We start from the raw sequence: 14,676 nt of genomic DNA, 5'->3' as shown, positions 1-14,676 counted from the left end.
ATGACTACTCAGGAGGTCCGACGTGCTGAAGCATTTTGGATAAGTGAAGAAGTCACTGACGCACGCGAGACCGCGCTGACGCAGTGCTATTTCCTCACAGCCGGAAGCGCTCCGGAGCGAACGGCTCGATCGGGATGGGCGGGCGTCGCTGATCGGCGAGGTCGGCGACGATCCGGCCGGTGAGCGGCCCGGTCGAGAGGCCGATATGCCCGTGTCCGAAGGCGAAGATCACGTTTGGGTGGCGTGGCGCGCGCCCGATGATCGGCAGCCCGTCCGGCGTCGAGGGACGCGATCCGAGCCACGGTTCGGACTCGACGGGCGCGCCGAGTTTCAGCGTCTGCCGCGCCTCGTCCGTGACTGCATTGATCTGCCGGTGGTTCGGCGGGTCGCCCGGCGCCGCAATCTCGATGCCTGACAGGAGCCGCACGACACCATCACCGGCCGGAGAGACCACATAGGCGCCGCCGGTATCGTGAAATGGGCGCGATGGTGATGCCCCCACCCGGAAGTGGCGATGATAGCCGCGCTCGGCTGCGAGCGGAAAGCGGTAGCCGAGTTTTCGCGCAAGCGGGCCTGACCAGGCGCCGGCCGCCAAGACGACCTGCGACGCATGCAACACGCCTCCCGGCCAATGGATTGCAACGTCATCCGGGCCGGGCTCGATCCTGTCGCAGATGCTCTCGAGCAGCAGCGCGCCGCGTCCTGCCAGAGCACCACGGTAGCGCTCCACGAGCTCGCCCGGGCGCGTGACAGCGCCCGATTCCGGGAACAGCAACCCTCGCGCGAAGCGTCGCGTCAGGACGGGCTCCAAGTCGGCAATTTCATGTTCGTCGAGTGCGACGACCTCCACCCGATGATGAGCCAGGATCTCGCCTTCGAGGCTTGCCGCCTCGAAGGCGGCCTCCGTTCGATAGAGCTTCAGATAGCCTCGCTGGCTGAGGAGTCCGGCTGCTCCGGTGAGTTCGGCGAGAGCGCGGTGCTCCGCGAGAGCGCCGGCTGTCAGAGGGTCGAGGGCCGCGGAGGCCTCGCGCCAGGCGGCTTCGTGCGCCCGCGACAAGGCTCCGCGGATCCAGGGCAGCACACCCGGCAGGGCGCGATAGCGCAGAGAGACCGCCGAGTCGCGGTTGCAGGCATAGCGCGCGAGATTTCGCCAGAGCCCTGGGCCTGCGACGGGAAAGAGCGAGGCGCGGTTGATCACCCCGGCATTGCCGAAGGATGCGCCGCGGCGCGTGTCTCCGGGGTCCAGGAGGACGACAGACCGCCCGCACAGCGTGAGTTGCAGCGCGCAGGACAAGCCGACGATGCCGCCGCCGATCACGGCGATATCCGCATCCGGACGGGTGATCGTCATGCCGGTTTCCCGCTCTCCGCCCCGATCCCGAGAAGCGAATTCAGGTGCTGCAGAATGGGCCAGTGCTGGCTCAATTCACGCCAGGCGCCGCGCCAGGGTGCAAAGGCGAAGCGCACGCGGTGATGCCCGGCCGGCACCCGGACGGCGCGGAAGATCGCATCGGCCCGCAGCACCGGAGCCGGCACACCGTCGATCGTCGCAATCCACCAGGGATGGAACGGATCCCGCAACACGAGATAGCCCTCGCCGTCAGCCTCGACCTCGATGTCGACCTGCGTATTGGCATAAAGCCTGATTCGCACCTCGCCGTTGGCATCGCCGCCCGTCGTCGGAATGGAGTTCGAATCCAGCACCACCTGGCCCGGCAGGGGTTCGGCCGGCCAGAAGCCATCCCTGATCATCTGATCCTGATCGGCCGCGATCGCGCGCGACGCGAATTCGGCCCGAGGTCTGGCCCTTGGGTTCTCGTAGAGAAAACCGTCCGGCGTCGTTGCGACGAGCTTCAGATCCCCTGGGCTCAGGCTGGGGTCAATGCGCTCCACCGGCACCCCGGTTGCGATCAGCCGAAGCCCGAGCATATCCGCCAGAGGCGAGCGATAGGACGGCATTAGCGGCGAGAAGCGCCGCTGCTCCGGCAGAGCGATATGATCCTCCGCTCCCGTTGCCTCGGAATAGGGGCGCAGGCGGACGGGGTTGTAGCCCAGCACATGGTGCAGCTGATGAACGAGGCTCGCATTCGGCCAGGCGAACCCGAGGCCTGCGAGTTCGACGCGATTGAGCGAGTCCGGGCCTAGACGGCCCTCGATCGCAGCGAGCAAGGGGTTCGTGCTGTCGGGCCGAAGGATCTCATAAGCTGATGGCGGCAGAGCAGTCGACTCGTTCGGGCCGTTGTTCACGGCGAGATCGGCGATCAGGACGCTCGCCAAAAGGACGAGCGCGATCCGAGGCCGCATTCGTGCGAGGCCCGGAAGAACGGCCAGGAAGGCGAGCGAGATCCCGAGAAACAGGGCCGAGAGCGCAAGCGGATTGGCCGCGAGGTGAAGCGTATTCTTCGCGACCGCGAGAGCCACCGCGCAGGCGAAGATCGCGAGTGCGGTGACGATCTGCCCGAGCCCCCACGGCGCGCCCGGGACGAGAAAAGTCCCGGCAAAGGCCCGGTGCACGAGATAGCCCGACAGGATCGCGGACAGAGCCCCGATGAAGAAGGCGGCATCCGCGGGACGCCGGAACAGATCCACGCCAGGGATGTATTTGAAGACCGCCGGAAAGAAGGGCGTCAGCCCGCCGAGCGCATAGAGCAGCATCAGGCAAAGCCCGATCGTGACTGCGCGAACCTCCCGTTCCCAGATCGGCCTCCGGATGCCTGCCATCAGCAGAGCGGCCGGCAGGGCGCCGAGATAAAGGACCCCCATGTTGCGGGCGAGCACGTAGGAGCTCTCTCCCCAGCGGGGCGACGGCGGTCCCCAGTAATCCACGAAGGGACCGTCGGCCCCGAAGAGGTTCGGCACGAGCCCCGTGAGCAGGAGCGCCGGGTGGAGCGCCCCGCGCGCGGCCTCGGAGAGCGCCAGAGCCGGGCGGTTGGAGTCCTCCGCCAAGAGGATGGTCAGCAGAACGGGAACCGCGACGATGAGAAGGCCGCCCAGGACACCAGCAGCCAGCGGCCGGACCGATCGGCGGAGCGCCTGGGAAGGCTGCTCGGCCCGCAGGATGTGCGCGATCACCGCGCCCGTCAGGAGCCAGCCTCCGAGATAGGCGACCTGATCCCGGCCGAGCACCATCAGACCCGCAGCCAGGCCGGCGAGAAAGCCCACCGAGGCCGAACCCAGCCGGAGAGCCCGGACCAGCAGCCAGAGCGCGATGGCCCAATGGGAGAGGCTCAGCACTTGGCCGACATGCTGGATTCGCCAGGCCGCGGAGGCTCCGAACGCAAAGGCGAGGGCCGCCACCGCGCCACCGGCCGGATGCCAGCCCAGCTCGCGGAACAGGAGAATGATCGCGAGCCCGCCCAGTCCCAGCATCGCGAGCACCACCGCATCGAAGGCCGCGAAGCCCGGATCCGGGATGAGCGCCGCCAAGGCAAGAAAGGGCAGCGAGAAGATCAGGGACTGCGGATCGGCAATCTGCGGCGAGCCCGAGAACGCGAACGGATTCCAGAAGGGCGACTCGCCGTGATGCAGGGATTGCGCCAGGAACTGGAGCTGTGGGTAGAAATGCGCCTTCGCATCCCAGGGGATCGTGACGGCGCCGCTCAGCCAGGGCGAAGCGAGAATGGCCCATGCCAGTAGGAACACGGCACCGGCGAAAGCCCACGAAACCCGCTGCGCTCCGGAATCGGACAGGTGCTCCTCGCGCAACGGGCGCCCGCCGTCAGTCCTGGTTCGGCGCGAGCACCGCCAGGTGGTCGAGTTCGATATAGTGGCCAGCACGATCCCGCTTCGACGCAAGATAGCGGACGTTCTCGGCTGTCGGGCGGCCCAAGACACGCCGGTCGGACACGACCTCGAGGCCTGCCCGCTGGAGAGCGGCGATCTTCTCCGGATTATTCGTCATGACCCGGACGGCCGTCACGCCGAGCTGCTTGAGCATCTCGCCGGCAAACTCGAACCGGCGCTGGTCGAGGCCGAACCCGAGCACCTCGTCGGCATCATAGGTATCGTAGCCCTGCGATTGCAGCTTGTAGGCCCGAATCTTGTTCGCGAGGCCGTTCCCGCGTCCCTCCTGGTCGAGGTAGAGCAGGATGCCGCCCTCCTCCTGGGCCATGGCGCGAACGGTCCCGCGCAGCTGGTCGCCGCAATCGCATTTGAGGCTGCCGAAGAGATCTCCGGTCAGGCAGGCGGAATGGATGCGTACGGCGACGGGTTGCGACAGGTCCGGCCGTCCGACGATGACGGCAACCTGGTCGCGCATGCCCTCGCCGCCGCGAAACACGGCGAACTCGCTCGTCGGGGCGCCGTCGAGCGGCACCGGGGCGCGGCTTACCAGCCGGAGGTCGCGGCGTCGTGCGGCGTCATAGCTCCGGATCGCGGTCGAGCGGACCACGAGAAGGGACGAGCCGCCTTCGAGATCGGCTGCGACCGGCACGACCACAACGGCCGGGAGCACGAGCGACAGGCGCGCCAACTCGAGCGCATCCTCGTCCATGGGACCCGCCAGGCTGACCGGAGCATCGAGGCGGCCGTCGAGCCGAAGGGCCAGCGCCTCGATGCGCGCGAGGTCGATCTCCGGGAGCGCGATGGCGCCGGGGCCTTGGCGGTCAAGCCCGAGGCGCCTGAGGCGCGCTGCGGGCAGAACCAGCCGAGCCTGCCCGTCGGCGATCTTGTCCAGGCCGGCGACGAGGCGTTCGTCGAGATCCTCGACCCCGATCACGATGGCGCGAGCCCCGTCGCTTCCCTCTACCAGGACCGGACGTGCGCTTCGGAGTTCCGCGATGGCTCGCTCGACCGCCATCGAATCGACTGCACCGGACACGCCGAGGACGAGACGCTTCATTCTTCGTTACCCCTTCCAGCGCCGTCCGGGCCGAAGAGCCGCCTGCCCGCAGAGCTTCACTGTGCTCTGTAAGGTCAGGCAGCTTGCCGGGAGATGAACGGCGTCGCACTGTAGCGTGCTTCTAAGGCTACTTATGGCCGTGCTGTGCTTACGCAATGGCTCATCCAGCGGATCACCCCTCCAACATCTTCAATTGCTTTCTCCGGGGCAGCCCGGAGGAGCCCTTCGTCGTTGCCCAGCTCGGGCAGTCACTGGATGGTCGCATCGCTACACTGACCGGTGACTCGAAACATATCAACCGGGCAGCCGCCCTCGATCACCTGCACCAGATCCGGGCCCGCGTCGACGCCGTGGTGGTCGGGATCGGTACGGTCATCGCGGACGACCCGCTCCTCACCGTCCGCCGTGTCGCGGGGCGGAACCCCGCCCGCGTCGTGATCGACCCTCGCGCCCGCATGCCCCGGGATGCGAAATGCATGCACGACGACGGCACGCCGCGCCTCATCGTGAGATGCCAGAACGGTGCCCTCCCACCCGGCGCAGAGGAGATCCGCATCGACGACGTGAGTTCCCTCCCGCATGCTGTCATCCGGGCTCTCGGGGCCCGAGGCTTCGCGCGGATTCTGGTCGAGGGGGGCGCCCGCACGGTGTCGAGCTTCATCGATGCACGGGCCATCGACCGCCTGCACGTCCTCGTGGCGCCGCTCCTCCTCGGATCGGGCAAACCGGCCCTCGACCTGAAGCCGATCGGAGCCATTTCGGAAGCCCTGCGCCCGGACGCGCGGACCTATGTGCTGCCCGATGGAGACGTGCTGTTCGACTGCGACATGCGCCGCCTGGCGCACGAGGGCGCGGCGGCCTGAAGGGAGAGCACCCAGCATAGCGGGCCAGGAACGGGACGAGGACGATGAGCGATCGGCGGCCGTTGCGCTTCGGGACGGCCGAACCATGCGAACAGGAGCCTTTGATGGGAATGCGGCCAATCTCCTACAGCACCGGGCAGAAAGTCCTTCACTGGACGATCGCGGCTCTGATCTTGGCGCAAGTGGTTATCGGGATCCTGATCGCTCAGATCCTGAAGCCGGGGCCAGTGACCGATACGTTCTACGAGGTGCACAAATCATTCGGCCTCACCATCCTCGCCCTTGCACTGGTGAGATTAGCAATCCGCCTGTGGCGTGGTGCGCCTCCCCTCGTCGAAGGACTTCCGGCCTGGCAACGCACCGCCGCCCGTGCCTCGCATTATGCGCTCTATGCGCTGATCATTATTGTTCCGATCATCGGCTGGACGGCGACATCCACGTGTTGCGCGCCCGTGAAGTATTTCTGGACGATCGACGTCACTCTTCCGGCCAACGGGGGCGAAGACCCTATGGAAGCGTCGAAGCCGATCTTCAGGATCCATCGCGCCCTTGCGCTTGTGCTTGCCGGTCTTGCGCTGGTCCACGCCGGAGCCGCCCTGCATCATCATTTCGTCAGACGCGACGACACATTGCGGCGGATGCTGGGTTCGTCCAAATCGGCCTCACAGGCGGCGAAACCGGTGTGAGCCTTGTGGGTGACAGAGAGTTGGACGGCCTCCCTGGTCTCCTGAAGTCGCCCGGGCCTTCTCTGCGTCATTGCGAGGGGAGCGGAGGAATCCAAGAGCGCACTCGTCGATGGGTAGATTGCTTCGCCTGCGGCTCGCAAGGACGGTGAGCCGGCGGAAAGGGTTGTGCGCACCGCCCCCGGCTCGCAATGAGGGAAGTGTGTCCGGAGTCGTTTTCGTTTCCGGTAGTGCTCCTCGCGTCTTCACGCCCTCACCCTCACTACAAACGAAGTGAAGTAATCCAGGCTGCTGCATCAGGATGAATTACCTCGCCCGCAGCTCGCAAAGGCGAAAGTGGCGCATAGATCCTGCCTGCTTCAATCGCAGATCAGGCGGATGGAGCGGCGAAGAAGTCGCAGTGGTTGACGGTACAGGTCGCCCCAGAGAGCCGATGCCGCAGCCAATCCGAGATGACGGCCGCGTCGACTGATCCCGTTTCCCGAACGGCGTCGGCAATTCCCGTGGCGAGCGCCTGCACCAGCACTGCATCCTCGGCGCCGAGATGCCACGGAGAATCGGCGGTGCGAACGCGATAATGCCGATCCGTGAAAGCCCGCCTCACCGCTGCAGCGAGATCGGATCCTGCCGGAGACCCGAAGCCTTTGTCGCGCGCGTGGTGCTCATGGAACGTCCGGAACAGGTCCGCATCCGCGGGGTGCAATGGCGACCACCGTTCCTCTCGCGTGTAATTGAGCACCGCGTAGAACGCAGCCTTCCGCCTCGCGACCTCTTCGGCCAAGAGCCCAATCCATTCGACCGAGACAAGATCGAGGAGGGCCGCGGCCGTCACGAGATCGCAGGCGGTGCCGAGAGCCGTCCCGAGATCGCGGGCGAGATTCGCGCACACGAACGAGATTCTGAGCCGGCGGCCGGCGCGCGTTACGAATAGATCTCCACTTCGCTCCTCAGCGTCGTCAGCCCAGCGGCTGATCGCATCGCGCGCAGCGCTGAGAAGAGCTTCGTCATGATCGACCAGACGCCAGGTCTGTTCGCGGGGAAGGAGCGGCGCGAGCGCCCGAAGGTTCGAGCCGGTGCCGCAGCCGAGATCGACGATCGAGATCCGTTCTTGATTTGCGAAAGAGCGTGCCACTTCACCGGCCAGTTCAGGTGACCGGGAGCGATGGTCCGCTGCCTCCCGCAAGGCCAGCCAATCGGCAGAGAATTCACCCATCAGGAGACCTCGTGAAGAACGCGCGCAATCGTGCGGGCCGTGTCGCTCCAACGGGGAAGCCGCTGACCGGCCGCCCAGGCCGCGTCACCAAGGTGCACGCGAAGCCCACGATCCACGATGATCCGCCGAAGCGCCAGAGCGAGCGCTTCGGTGTCGCCGGGCGACACCTTGAGCGCCGCGGCATCGGGCACTGTCTCCAGCGCAGCGCCTCCTATCGAAGCAACCAGAGGCAACCCACGGGCCAGTGCCTCGGCAAGGCCCATCCCATAGCCCTCGAACAGGGATGACGAGACGAACACATCGGCCGCATCGAACAGACCATCGAGCGCGACACCGCTCACGGCACCGGCCAGGATAACCCGATCCTCCAGTCCGGTTTTCGCGATGAGATCACGCAGCCCCGCGACTGTCTCGGGTGCGCGGTCGAGCGGCCCGGCGATCGTCGCCTGCCAGTCGAGATCCGGCATCGTCGCCAGCGCCAGAATGAGATGATCATACGCCTTGCGTGGCGACACGGCGCCGAGCGCGAGCAATTGCACGGGCGAGCCGGTTCCGCGCGCGCGCCGCGCCGGCTCCGTCCCGGGTTCCGCGATTGTGATACGGTTCGCCGCGACCGCGAATTCATCGACGAGCAATCGTCCGGTGAGCGGGCTCGTGACGATCACGGCCCGTGCCAGCGCCAATGCTGCGCGCTCGCTGGCGAGAAGCGCCTCGCGGCGCATTGCTGAAAGGCCGTTCTCGAAACCGAGAGGATGATGAACGAGGGCCACGATCGGCCGCGAAAAGCGCGCGACGAGATCGGCCGGCATCGCTCCGAAGGCGAGCCCATCGACGAGCAGGACTGCGTCGGGCGGCGTCTCCCTGATTCTGTCGAGAGTCTCCGCGAGTTCCGCCGGTGACGGATCGGGGTAGCCCGCCGGAAGAGCGAGGTACCGGACGGCAATCCCCTCTTCCGGCAAATGCGCGAGGAGCCGGCGGGTATAGGCATAGCCGCCGGTCGGTGTCGCGAGATCGCCGGGAACCGTGAAAACGACCTCACGCATTATGACTCACGCGCTCACGGGTCCCTCGAACCATGCGCGCGCGACATCGGATTCGTGCAGCGTCACCCTGATTTTCGTGACACCGTCCGAGCCCGGCCCGAGATTTCCTGCCCGCACTGCATTCGCCAGGGCGTCGAAGATGTGGCGGGTCAGGAATTCCGTCGTCGTGTTCTGGCCGCTGAACTCGGGCAGTTCGTCGAGATTACGGAATGCGAGCGGTGCAAGCGCCGCGCGCAGTGCATCATGGGCGCGCCCGATATCGACGACCACGCCGTCCGGAGTCAGCGTGTCGCGAAAGAACGCGACGTCGACGATGAAGGTTGCTCCGTGCAAGGCCTGCGCGGGTCCGAACAACTCGCCCTTGAAGCTGTGGGCGATCATGATGCGATCGCGGACTTCGACGGCATACATGCAGGAGATCTCCGGCTTTACGGGTAGCGGATCACGGTCGCAAGTCCAGGTGCTTCCGGCGCGAAGATGCGCGGGAACTCCTCAGGAGCATCTTTGAAGGAAATCTCCTTCGTGATGAGCGCGTCGAAGCGCGAGTCGTCGAGGAGGCACAGGGCCTTCGCCATCCGCCTTGCATGGCTCCAGCGCTCCCGGCGCGAGGTCGCAATCTTGCCGACCTGCGACGATACGAGCTTGAGACGGCGTGTGTGAAAGTCGAGCCCGAGCGGCGCCGGCACCATGGCATCGCCATACCAGCTCATCTCGACGATCGTGGTCTCCTCGCCCGCGCAGGCAAGGCTGCAGGCGAGGCCGGGGGCCGTTCCGCTGGCATGGATGACGACATCCGCCTCGCCGGGCGCATCGATCGGTTTCGCGAAGACCGCGCCGAGACTGCCGGCGATGGTCTCGCGGCTCAAATCGATGTCCACGAGCGTCACCTCCGCTCCGGGCAGACCGGCGGCAAGCGCCGTCACCAGGCATCCGACGACGCCGGCGCCGACCACGACGACGCGGTCGCCCGGGCCTGCGCCGGAATCCCAGAGGGCGTTCAGGGCCGTCTCCATGTTGGCCCCGAGCACGGCCCGTCGCGGCGGAACATTCTCCGGAACGGCATTGAGCATCGAAACCGGAACGACGAACCAATCCTGGTGAGGGTGGAGCACGAAAACTGTACGGCCGATCCACTCCTCGGGACCGTCCTCCACCACGCCGACCGCGCAATAGCCGTATTTCACGGGATACGGGAAATCACCGTCCTGGAGCGGCGCCCGCATCCGCCCGGCTTCCGAGGGAGACACGCGCCCGTGAAAGACGAGACGCTCGGTGCCGCGGCTGATGCCGCTCCAGAGGGCACGGACCAGGGCCTCTCCCTCTTTCGGTGTCCGGAGTTCCGCCTTCCGCAATTCCGCATGTCCGCGGGATGCATACCAAAGCGCCGTCGCCATTCCGTTCATCGGAGCTTCAGGGTTCCTCAGCTTCATCGATTGTTGCAATCCAGAGGATTCCATGACCGAGCCCGCCCGCCTGAATGCCGCGTTCGATCTGGCCTTGGGGTCCTCTACGACGCCGACCGGCGTCCAGTCCACCACAGACCTCCGACGGCGGCGGTTCTTCGTCCTCATCGTGAACGTCGCGACCTATCTGGCGCTCGCAGCCGCCATGGCGCAGGTGCTCGGCACGCAGGGGTGGAGCCTCGTGGACGGGCTGATCTTCGCCTGTTTCCTGATCGCCACGCCCTGGACGGTCCTCGGCTTTTGGAACGCCGTGCTCGGCCTGTGGCTCCTGCATTTTCGCCGCGACGGTCTCGAGACCGTCGCGCCCCTTGCAGCCACGGGGCCTGAGGAGATCCATGTCCGCACGGCTATCCTGATGACCCTGCGCAACGAGGATCCGGGCCGGGCGATCACGCGCCTCGAGATCGTGAAGAACAGCCTCGACGCGACCGGCTTCGGCGACCGGTTCGGATATTTCGTCCTGAGCGACACGAGCGATCCGGAGGTCGCGGCCGCGGAAGAGCGGTCCGTCGCCGCCTGGCGAACCAAGGCCTCCGATCCGGATTCCATCGTTTATCGCCGCCGCGGGCACAACACCGGCTTCAAGGCCGGAAATGTGCGCGACTTCTGCGAAACGTGGGGGCGAGATTACGACCTCATGCTTCCCCTCGATGCCGATTCGCTGATGAGCGGAAGCACGATCCTGCGCCTCGTGCGCATCATGCAGGCCCATCCTCGCCTCGGAATCCTGCAGAGCCTCGTGGTCGGCGCGCCATCGGAGAGCGCCTTCGCGCGGATCTTCCAGTTCGGCATGCGCCACGGCATGCGCGCCTACACGATGGGATCTGCCTGGTGGATCGGCGATTGCGGCCCGTTCTGGGGGCACAATGCCCTCGTGCGGATCCAGCCCTTCGCACAGTATTGTCACCTGCCGGTCTTGCCGGGAAAGTCGCCGCTCGGCGGGCACATCCTCTCGCACGATCAGGTCGAGGCGACCTTGATGCGCCGCGCCGGTTACGAAGTCCGCGTTCTCCCGGAGGAAAACGGGAGCTGGGAAGAGAATCCCCCGACCGTCTTCGAATTCTCGACACGCGACCTGCGCTGGTGTCAGGGCAACATGCAGTATTGGCGATTGCTCGCCTGGCCCGGGCTCCTATTCATGAGCCGTTTCCAGCTCGCCTGGGCGATTCTGATGTTTCTCGGCGTCCCGGCGATGACGCTCCTGATCGCGCTCGCGCCCTTGAAGGCCTTCGATGGCGAGGATCCCGTCCTGTTCCCCGCTGGGCCAGCGATTGCGGTCTACCTCACCTTTCTTCTGATGTATCTCTCCCCGAAGCTCGCCGGGCTCGCCGATATCCTGCTGGCACCGGGCGGCGTCACGCGTTACGGCGGTAGCGCACGCTTTCTCGCAGGAACCGTCATCGAGATCATCTTCTCGTTCCTGCTCGGCGCCATCACCACGTTCAGGTTGACGATCTTCATGATCCGCCTCGCGCTCGGCCGCTCCGTGATCTGGAATGGGCAGGCACGCGACGCCTATGGGATCGCTTGGTCCACGGCATTGCGTGGTCTTTGGGCGCCGACTCTGTTCGGCTTAGGAATCTGCGGCCTCCTCGCTGCCCTTGCACCGGAAGCTCTTCTCTGGAGCCTGCCGCTGACGCTCGGCTACCTCGTCGCGATCCCTTTTGCCGTCGTTTCCGCTTCGCCATCACTTGGACGTTGGCTCGGGCGCAACGGGCTCTGTGCGATTCCGGAAGAACACGAGGTACCTGCCGAGATCGCGGCGCTCGCGAAAGCTGCGTGACATGGCCCTCGCCCCTGGCACCGCCCGTGCAATTGGACGATCGCTGCGCATCTATCACGGCGATCCGGAGCGAAACCGCGCCATGGATGCGCTCTACCGGCGCTTCGTCGGACCGGGCGGACTCGCGTTCGATATCGGAGCGCATGTGGGCGATCGGATTTCCTCCTTCCGGAGGCTCGGCGCGCGCGTCGTCGCGCTCGAGCCGCAGCCGGGCCCGGCCCGCGCGCTGCGGCTGATCCATGGCCGGGATCCACATGTCGCATTGCTCGGAGCTGCCGTCGGCGATGCGGGCGGCGAGGTCCGCCTGCATCTCAATACGGCGAACCCGACCGTCTCGACGCTCTCCGAAAGCTTCGTGCAGGCCGCCGCCGGAGCCGATGGCTGGGAGGGCCAGGTCTGGGATCGCGTGATCGTCGTGCCCTGCCTGACGCTCGACGACCTGATCGCGTGCCATGGAAGGCCGGACTTCATCAAGATCGACGTCGAAGGCTTCGAGGACAGGGTTCTGAGAGGGTTGAATGTCCCGGTCGTTGCCCTCTCTTTCGAGTTCACGACCATCGCACGGGACGTCTCGGAGCGTTGCCTCGATCGTCTGTCCGCCCTCGGAGATTACCGCTACAACCTTGCCCTCGGCGAAACCCAGGAACTTGTTCTGGAGACATTCGTCGATGCCGCGGCGATGCGGCAATACCTTCGCGAACTGCCCCACGCCGCCAATTCCGGCGATGTCTATGCCGTCCTGAAGTGAGGTTTCATGCGCTTTGCCCTGTCGGCTCTTGCACTGCTGCCGGTCTTGACGCTCGCCCCGGACTCGTCCCGTGGCGCGAGTCTCGACGGGCTGGCCGTGGATGTCCGGAACGCGAGCGAGCCCGTGCTTTGCGCCGAGAAGGACAATGTCACGGTCGAATTCGCGAATCTGCAGGTGCGGCGCTTCGAGATCGAGGTCGTACACCCAGTCTATATCGGCGGCATCAGAAAGGACAGCTTCGAGCCCGACTGGACGGCCTGTGAAGACATCTCCGAAGCGACGTCGGCCGTTCCACCCGCCCGCAAGGTGACGTTCTACGAGGACGTCGATCTCTGGCTGACGGGCTACCGCTTCGAGAACTTCTGGCGTGACCGTGACGTCCCTTTCCGGATCGGCGACCGAGTCGAGAGAGGACTGCACCTCGTTCAGCTCTGGGTGCGCCACGAGGAACGCGCGGAAGAGGTCGTCGTCGTCTATCCCGCCGACGGCTATTGGCGGGCGCGCCCGCTTCCACCGGTGCATCTGGGTGGCAGCGCCTACGGATCCTCATTCCTTCTCGGACCGATCAAGCAGGACGGCCGGCCCGTCGTCGAACTTACTGGCATCTCCTTCGACCCGCCGACGAAGACGTTCCGGCTCGATTTCGCGGATGGCGGCTCCGCGACAATGCGCATCGCAGAGCTCACGCGCGAACGAATGGTCCTCGCGGTCGAACTCGATCGGGCCATCGAGAGCGGACCTTTCGCGGCCTTGCGCTCGATGTACGTTACCGAATTGAATGCGGATGTTGCGCGCATCGCGCTCCGGCCGGAGCAGTCTCGCGCCTGGATCGAAGAGCCGATCATGCGCTTCCCGAACACGCGCGCGACGGACATCTGGACGGGCCGCACGGTTCCGTCACGACACAACACCAGTGCGCCCGACATGGTGTTCCGGAGATTTCGCGGAGCGAAGACGAGCGATGGCGGCCAGAACCCGCGATCAACTCCCCAAAAGTGACGTTCGTCCCAAAGGGTACAATAGGCTTGCTTCACGACCGTTCGGCCACACGGCATCGCACATTCGCAGCGCTCGGACGATATTTTGGGGCATGCGGATCGAGTGCTTAGTGGCTCGAGTCAATCGAGATGGGTCAAACGCAGTTTGAACCGCGCAGTTGCCAGCATTGGCGGCGCCGACCTGGGCTCCTATACTCAATTCTTCACGAGAACATAACTGCCCGGCGCATCCTCGATGGGCGTGAGCTTTCCCCCTCCGACCTCCCGGGCCGGGACCCGCCTTGAGTCCTGCGCCTCGCTCCAGGCCTGCCAATCCGGCCACCAAGACCCGGGGTGCTCCTCTGCGGCTTCGAGCCAAGTCTCGAGTTCTCCCACGGGCGCCCCGTTGGTCCAGTACTGATACCGGTTCCGCACCGGCGGGTTCACGATCCCGGCGATATGACCCGAGCCAGCAACGACAAAGCGAACGGGACCACCGAGAAACCGGGCACCTAAGAATACCGACCGTGCCGGCGCAATGTGATCCTCCCGAGCCGCCAAGTGGTAGACCGGTGTCTTCACCTTCGAGAGGTCGAGGGTGACGCCGCCGATCCGGAGCCGCCCCTGCGAGAGATCATTGTCAATGTAGCAGCGCCGGAGATAGAAGCTGTGATTGGCGGCGGGGATGCGTGTTGAGTCCGAGTTCCAGTACAGAAGGTCGAAAGGCAGCGGAGTCTTGCCCTTCAAGTAGACGTCGACCACGTAGGGCCAGATCAGGTCATTGGAGCGCAGCAGATTGAAGGCTGCCGCCATCTTGTGGCCTTCGAGATATCCATGCCGGGCCATGTCTCTCTCGATAGCAGCTACCTGTTCTTCGTCCATGAAGACCGTCAATTCACCGGCCTGGCTGAAGTCCACCTGGGTGGTGAGGAAGGTGGCGCTCCTGACGCGGCTATCTCGTTTTGCTGCCAGATAGGCCAGCGTGGCGGCGAGCAGGGTTCCACCCACGCAGTAGCCAAGCGCGTTGACCGCCCGCTCGCCTGTGGCTTGCCGAACTGCACTC

General features: G+C 65.7%; 13 protein-coding genes. 5 read left to right on the top strand and 8 right to left on the bottom strand.

Annotation, left to right across the window (positions count from 1 at the left end; genetic code table 11):
• Positions 1-94: 94 nt before the first annotated feature.
• The 3 genes from BN1233_RS13965 to ribA are packed head-to-tail and all read right to left on the bottom strand — an operon-like array spanning position 95 to position 4,840.
• Positions 95-1,351 (bottom strand): NAD(P)/FAD-dependent oxidoreductase, encoded by a 1,257-nt coding sequence (locus BN1233_RS13965; RefSeq protein WP_046864177.1) that lies wholly within the window; start codon positions 1,349-1,351, stop codon positions 95-97.
• Positions 1,348-3,705: a glycosyltransferase family protein gene (locus BN1233_RS13960; protein ID WP_063776706.1), complete on the bottom strand. Its 2,358-nt coding sequence runs from the start codon at positions 3,703-3,705 to the stop codon at positions 1,348-1,350. The genes BN1233_RS13965 and BN1233_RS13960 overlap by 4 nt, the downstream gene beginning before the upstream one ends.
• A 13-nt stretch (positions 3,706-3,718) precedes the next feature.
• Positions 3,719-4,840 (bottom strand): GTP cyclohydrolase II RibA, encoded by a 1,122-nt coding sequence (ribA, locus tag BN1233_RS13955; RefSeq protein ID WP_046864176.1) that lies wholly within the window; start codon positions 4,838-4,840, stop codon positions 3,719-3,721.
• Positions 4,841-4,995: 155 nt separating this feature from the next.
• On the opposite strand from ribA, the gene BN1233_RS13950 reads away from it, so the two are divergent.
• Together BN1233_RS13950 and BN1233_RS13945 are read left to right on the top strand one after the other, a co-directional pair.
• Positions 4,996-5,703: a RibD family protein gene (locus tag BN1233_RS13950; RefSeq protein ID WP_052763794.1), complete on the top strand. Its 708-nt coding sequence runs from the start codon at positions 4,996-4,998 to the stop codon at positions 5,701-5,703.
• Positions 5,704-5,807: 104 nt separating this feature from the next.
• Complete coding sequence (locus tag BN1233_RS13945; RefSeq protein WP_244470905.1) at positions 5,808-6,389, top strand: cytochrome b; 582 nt, start codon at positions 5,808-5,810, stop codon at positions 6,387-6,389.
• Positions 6,390-6,756: 367 nt separating this feature from the next.
• Here BN1233_RS13945 and BN1233_RS13940 read toward each other — a convergent pair whose 3' ends face one another.
• The 4 genes from BN1233_RS13940 to BN1233_RS13925 are packed head-to-tail and all read right to left on the bottom strand — an operon-like array spanning position 6,757 to position 10,036.
• The gene (locus BN1233_RS13940) at positions 6,757-7,599 is read right to left on the bottom strand and encodes a class I SAM-dependent methyltransferase (RefSeq protein WP_046864175.1); all 843 of its coding nucleotides are present in this window, start codon (positions 7,597-7,599) and stop codon (positions 6,757-6,759) included.
• The gene (locus tag BN1233_RS13935) at positions 7,599-8,642 is read right to left on the bottom strand and encodes a glycosyltransferase family 4 protein (RefSeq protein ID WP_046864174.1); all 1,044 of its coding nucleotides are present in this window, start codon (positions 8,640-8,642) and stop codon (positions 7,599-7,601) included. Before BN1233_RS13935 ends, BN1233_RS13940 begins: the two co-directional genes overlap by 1 nt.
• 6 nt (positions 8,643-8,648) lie before the next feature.
• The gene (locus tag BN1233_RS13930) at positions 8,649-9,053 is read right to left on the bottom strand and encodes a 6-pyruvoyl trahydropterin synthase family protein (protein ID WP_046864173.1); all 405 of its coding nucleotides are present in this window, start codon (positions 9,051-9,053) and stop codon (positions 8,649-8,651) included.
• Positions 9,054-9,070: 17 nt separating this feature from the next.
• Positions 9,071-10,036 (bottom strand): zinc-dependent alcohol dehydrogenase, encoded by a 966-nt coding sequence (locus BN1233_RS13925; protein WP_244470904.1) that lies wholly within the window; start codon positions 10,034-10,036, stop codon positions 9,071-9,073.
• A gap of 61 nt (positions 10,037-10,097) precedes the next feature.
• Here BN1233_RS13925 and mdoH point away from each other — a divergent pair, with 61 nt between their 5' ends.
• The 3 genes from mdoH to BN1233_RS13910 are packed head-to-tail and all read left to right on the top strand — an operon-like array spanning position 10,098 to position 13,635.
• Positions 10,098-11,888, top strand: a complete 1,791-nt coding sequence (gene mdoH / locus BN1233_RS13920) for a glucans biosynthesis glucosyltransferase MdoH (RefSeq protein ID WP_046864171.1) — start codon at positions 10,098-10,100, stop codon at positions 11,886-11,888.
• Position 11,889: 1 nt separating this feature from the next.
• Positions 11,890-12,636 (top strand): FkbM family methyltransferase, encoded by a 747-nt coding sequence (locus BN1233_RS13915; RefSeq protein WP_046864170.1) that lies wholly within the window; start codon positions 11,890-11,892, stop codon positions 12,634-12,636.
• A gap of 6 nt (positions 12,637-12,642) precedes the next feature.
• Positions 12,643-13,635 carry a hypothetical protein gene (locus BN1233_RS13910; RefSeq protein ID WP_046864169.1) on the top strand — a complete coding sequence of 331 codons (993 nt, stop codon included), beginning with the start codon at positions 12,643-12,645 and terminating at the stop codon, positions 13,633-13,635.
• Positions 13,636-13,829: 194 nt separating this feature from the next.
• Here BN1233_RS13910 and BN1233_RS13905 read toward each other — a convergent pair.
• On the bottom strand, positions 13,830-14,676 hold an 847-nt coding region (locus BN1233_RS13905), incomplete at its 5' end, for an alpha/beta fold hydrolase (protein ID WP_048709176.1).

This window comes from Microvirga massiliensis (assembly GCF_001006805.1).
GTDB lineage: Bacteria > Pseudomonadota > Alphaproteobacteria > Rhizobiales > Beijerinckiaceae > Microvirga > Microvirga massiliensis.
Note: the sequence above shows the minus strand (reverse complement) of the source record. Positions and strands in the feature narration are given on the sequence as shown.

What these genes read in the sequence shown, in the direction of transcription:
- BN1233_RS13965 (WP_046864177.1), bottom strand. Translation starts at nt 1,351, where the DNA reads ATGACGATCACCCGTCCGGATGCGGATATCGCCGTGATCGGCGGCGGC.
- ribA (WP_046864176.1), bottom strand. Translation starts at nt 4,840, where the DNA reads ATGAAGCGTCTCGTCCTCGGCGTGTCCGGTGCAGTCGATTCGATGGCG.
- BN1233_RS13950 (WP_052763794.1), top strand. Translation starts at nt 4,996, where the DNA reads ATGGCTCATCCAGCGGATCACCCCTCCAACATCTTCAATTGCTTTCTC.
- BN1233_RS13945 (WP_244470905.1), top strand. Translation starts at nt 5,808, where the DNA reads ATGGGAATGCGGCCAATCTCCTACAGCACCGGGCAGAAAGTCCTTCAC.
- BN1233_RS13940 (WP_046864175.1), bottom strand. Translation starts at nt 7,599, where the DNA reads ATGGGTGAATTCTCTGCCGATTGGCTGGCCTTGCGGGAGGCAGCGGAC.
- BN1233_RS13935 (WP_046864174.1), bottom strand. Translation starts at nt 8,642, where the DNA reads ATGCGTGAGGTCGTTTTCACGGTTCCCGGCGATCTCGCGACACCGACC.
- BN1233_RS13930 (WP_046864173.1), bottom strand. Translation starts at nt 9,053, where the DNA reads ATGTATGCCGTCGAAGTCCGCGATCGCATCATGATCGCCCACAGCTTC.
- BN1233_RS13925 (WP_244470904.1), bottom strand. Translation starts at nt 10,036, where the DNA reads ATGGCGACGGCGCTTTGGTATGCATCCCGCGGACATGCGGAATTGCGG.
- mdoH (WP_046864171.1), top strand. Translation starts at nt 10,098, where the DNA reads ATGACCGAGCCCGCCCGCCTGAATGCCGCGTTCGATCTGGCCTTGGGG.
- BN1233_RS13915 (WP_046864170.1), top strand. Translation starts at nt 11,890, where the DNA reads ATGGCCCTCGCCCCTGGCACCGCCCGTGCAATTGGACGATCGCTGCGC.
- BN1233_RS13910 (WP_046864169.1), top strand. Translation starts at nt 12,643, where the DNA reads ATGCGCTTTGCCCTGTCGGCTCTTGCACTGCTGCCGGTCTTGACGCTC.